Here is a 793-nt window from a genome sequence, read left to right on the forward strand (position 1 = left end):
GACATGAAGGTATGAGCGCAGCGGTCATATCGGGTTGCGACCCGTCGCCAGTCTTTCAGCTTTGCGAACATGTTTTCAATAAGAGGGCGCTTTTTGTAGAGATGCCAGTCGTAAGGCGGCTTTGATTTCCGGTTTTTCTTCGGTGGAATGCAGGCGGTGATCTGTCGCTCTGCGAGAGACTGTCTGATCTTATTACCGTCGTATCCCCGGTCCCCGATGACTTCTTCTGTCTCATCCGGAAGATCCGCGAGCAGGACATCGGCTCCCTTGAAATCACTGACCTGTCCTGCGGTCAGATGGAGACGGACAGGACGACCCTGACCATCGCACACAGCATGAAGCTTTGAATTCAGTCCGCCTTTTGTCCGTCCGATATGGCGGGGAAAAGCCCCTTTTTAAGCAGCGAGGCCGCTGTCCGGTGTGCCTTGAGATGTGTCGCGTCGATCATCAGGCGCTTTGAACGGCTAGCTTTCTCACTCAGAGCACTGAAAATCCGGTCGAAGACGCCCAGGCGGCTCCATCGAATGAAACGATTGTAGAGTGTCTTGTGCGGACCATACGTTTTCGGGGCATCTTTCCACTGAAGCCCGTTTCGGATGACATAAACGATCCCGCTCAGAACACGCCGGTCGTCCACCCGCGGAACACCGTGTGCCAGAGGGAAAAACGGCTTAATCAGCTCCATCTGACGCTCGGACAGCAAAAACACATCACTCACAGGCGCGCTCCTCTACGACTGCCTGTGAATCACTGATTTCCGCTCAATGCAACGAATTAACAGGTCCTGAGCCTA

At 54.1% G+C, this 793-nt stretch carries 1 protein-coding gene; it reads right to left on the bottom strand.

The window, feature by feature from the left end; genetic code table 11:
- Window positions 1-718, bottom strand: a protein-coding gene (locus GOB81_RS17385) for an IS5 family transposase (protein ID WP_173571464.1) whose coding sequence is annotated in 2 segments (ribosomal slippage) — window positions 1-385 and window positions 385-718 — 719 coding nt annotated over the 2 segments. Because the reading frame shifts where the segments join, the coding sequence is not laid out codon by codon here. This gene is flagged as partial in the annotation.
- Window positions 719-793: the final 75 nt, after the last annotated feature.

It is taken from the genome of Acetobacter conturbans (genome assembly GCF_011516755.1).
Classification (GTDB): domain Bacteria; phylum Pseudomonadota; class Alphaproteobacteria; order Acetobacterales; family Acetobacteraceae; genus Acetobacter; species Acetobacter conturbans.